This is a genomic window from Salinivibrio sp. PR932, from assembly GCF_001996125.1.
GTDB lineage: Bacteria > Pseudomonadota > Gammaproteobacteria > Enterobacterales > Vibrionaceae > Salinivibrio > Salinivibrio proteolyticus.
This window is the reverse complement of sequence record NZ_MUFM01000065.1, coordinates 1-3,147: the sequence shown is the minus strand read 5'-3', so window position 1 is coordinate 3,147 and position 3,147 is coordinate 1. Positions and strand designations below refer to the sequence as shown.

3 protein-coding genes are annotated in these 3,147 nt (G+C 43.4%); all 3 read left to right on the top strand.

Going from position 1 to position 3,147, the window contains the following annotated elements:
* Position 1 precedes the first annotated feature (1 nt).
* Positions 2-355, top strand: a complete 354-nt coding sequence (locus BZG84_RS16070) for a helix-turn-helix domain-containing protein (protein WP_445177057.1) — start codon at positions 2-4, stop codon at positions 353-355.
* The gene (locus tag BZG84_RS16065) at positions 339-1,598 is read left to right on the top strand and encodes a type II toxin-antitoxin system HipA family toxin (RefSeq protein WP_077678494.1); all 1,260 of its coding nucleotides are present in this window, start codon (positions 339-341) and stop codon (positions 1,596-1,598) included. The genes BZG84_RS16070 and BZG84_RS16065 overlap by 17 nt, the downstream gene beginning before the upstream one ends.
* Before the next feature lie 610 nt (positions 1,599-2,208).
* Positions 2,209-3,147: HAMP domain-containing protein (locus BZG84_RS16060; RefSeq protein ID WP_131826280.1), on the top strand; the 939-nt coding region annotated here is incomplete at its 3' end.

Below are 3,147 nucleotides of genomic sequence, written 5' to 3'. Positions count from 1 at the left end.
GTTGTATATAGACTATAGTACAACATTAAAGTTGTTTGAGGGTGTGATTGTGTCACTAAAAGATATCGCGCGTGCATTGCAAGCCCGTMGCAAATCACTTGGGCTAGAGCAGTCTGACATGTACATGCGTATTGGCATGAAACAACAGCAGTATCAGCGAGTAGAGGCGGGGAGTGATGTTCGGTTATCGACTTTGCTGCGCGTGCTTGAAGGGCTCGACCTGACATTAACGCTCGAGCCCAAAGCATCTCAGATGGTTGATGAGTCGGTAAACCTCGATCGTTATAAAGATGATGATAACGACGATCTCGACTTTTGGTTAGGGACGGAGCACAGCGATGACCAAAACCAGTGAAAAGGTTGAGGGACTAAATATTCAACTGCATGGCGTTGATGTAGCTGTTGTTACGCACTACGCGGGAGGGAAGAACATTCTCACGTTCAATCCGGCGTTTATCGCCACCTCTCAGCATGAGCGTTTGACTTTTTCGTTAAGGCAACGTCGCGATCCGCAATACTTACATACACCACAAATTCGCACGGACAAACTGCCGCCAGTGCTCTCCAATTTGCTCCCAGAAGGCGCATTACGAGATGTCGTGTCAAAGGCATTACAGTGTCATACAAACAATGAGTTCGCGATACTGGCATACATGGGAAAAAACCTGCCCGGAGCCATTGTTGCAACGCCGATTAAAGCGGGTGAGCTACCGCGTTGGGCATTGGCGCAAAGACTCTCAACCGCACCGCAGCAGATTGATGTTAAGCATGCTGATAACAAGTTTTCATTAGCCGGCGTACAAATGAAGTTTTCTTCATCGCACCGTGATGGTCGATACCATATTGATCACGACGCCAATGAAGACTCATGGATCATAAAAACACCCTCAACCGTGCATAAAGGCGTGCCTCTCAATGAGTTCACGTGTATGACGCTCACTGCGCAGGCCGGCGCCGTGGTTCCTGAAATACGTTTGATCAACGTGGCTGAGTTAGAGGGCTTACCCAATATTCAGCTACCAAACGAGCCTCTTGCGTATGGCATACAACGCTTTGATCGCGGGTCGGATGGCCGAATACATGCGGAGGATTTTGCACAGGTATTTGGCTTATATCCTTCAGATAAATATCAAAAAGTGAATTATGAGCAGTTGGGAAAAGTGTTATATCGCGAGAGCGCTAATGGGCGAGAAGACATACAGCAAATGGCACGCAGGCTACTGATTAATATCTTGCTCGGGAATGGTGATGCGCACTTAAAAAACTGGACGATCTGTTACCCCGACCGTATGTTGCCGCGATTAGCACCGCTTTATGATGTGGTCTTTACGCAGCCTTATATTGAATATGACAACATTGCGTTGAAAATGGCGAAAAGTAAGCGTTGGTATGATATTGGTTTGAGCCATTTTGAACGCTGGTCGCAAGATGTGGGTGTGCCGTGGCAAATGATCAAACCGCATCTGTTGGATACGATCAACTTGGCGAGAGATATCTGGCCAAATCAACTTGCGCAATTACCGATGTTAACGGAGCACAAAGCGATGCTACGTAATCATTGGAAAGCCCTGCACAAGGACTTCACCATCGATTCGTGAGCCAATCTAACGGAGAGCTAATCGGCACCTTCTTACCCTTCTTTTTTAGCCACTTAAAAATAAACAATAAATACAGCTAGTTACGGAATCCCTTTTTTAACAAGGGTAAAAGGCCATTTTTATCCTAACAGCCTGTTGTCACTGACGATTATTACGTTATTCTATTGTTCACTGCCGCACAGGCAGCTTAGAAAAACATGTCAGCGCAAGAATATAACAAGTTATTGTTCACTGCCGCACAGGCAGCTTAGAAATTGGTTCTTTGACACTCGATTTTTGTAATCAAGTTCACTGCCGCACAGGCAGCTTAGAAATGATAAATTCAGGCCGCGGATCGTTCACTATCGCATTGGTAGCGGAACGAGCATTATGAATGGTTCGTTCATTAGTGAGGGTGTCTTGTTTTTCTACAAAATGACCAACTAACTATACTCTTTCGTGGCTTGGTATGTAACTCGACGTCTATCGTTAGATTTATTTCTATTGAGTAATCAAAAAGTAACTCGTCGCATGGTTATCATTGCCTAGATTTTCTAACCTAAGCCGCGATTCTCTTCTACGCTAACTCAGTAAAGATGTTTTTACGGATGTTGAGTGCTAGGAGTTGGGTATGAACATCAATAACACCATGAAGTTAGTGTTCTTTATTATTGGTGCAGGAATTGTTGTTAGTTTTGTCACGATCATCCAACTAAATGGGCTGATGAATAAAGTTGATGAAATGGCACAAGTTCGGTATGCCTCGTATCAAACTGCCGATGAATTAAGGCAAAGCTCTGATGATTTAACCCGTCTGGGGCGAACGTATGTTGTAACAGGTGACGATAAATACGAAAAGATGTATATGGACATCCTAGCCATTCGTAACGGTGAGAAACCTCGGCCCGTTAACTATCATACGATTTATTGGGATTTGGTATTAAATTACGGACAAAAACCTAAACCAGATGGTAAAGCTATCTCTCTAGACCAGAGGATGAAAGATCTGGGGTTCACTGAAAAAGAGTTTGATTTTTTAAAACAAGCACAAGCTAACTCAGATGGGTTAGTCAACATGGAAGTCAAAGCCATGAATGCGGTGAAAGGGCTCTATCCTGATAGTGGCGGTAACTATACCGTTCGTGGTGAACCCGACAAACAAATGGCGATTGAGCTATTGCATAGCTCTCAGTATCACCAAGAAAAAGCAAAAATCATGAAACCCATCGAAAGCTTTTTTATTGCGTTAGAAGAGCGCACAAGTGCGCAATTTGATGCCGCTGCCGCCAGTGTGAAAAAAACGGTACTAATCGGGAATATTTCGTTAGTCGTTGTGGTTGTTATTGCAGTGTTAGGTTATATCATCACTAAACGGAATGTCGTTAATCCGATTGATAGAATGGCGTCAACGCTCAAACAAGTGGATGATAATTCTGATTTAACACTACGCGTGGATGACACTAAGAATAATGAAATAGGTACGATTGGTAGTACTGTTAATAAAGTTATTGTTAGTTATTCTTCAACGATTGAAAAAATTAATAATGTGAATCATATGATTTCACAGATT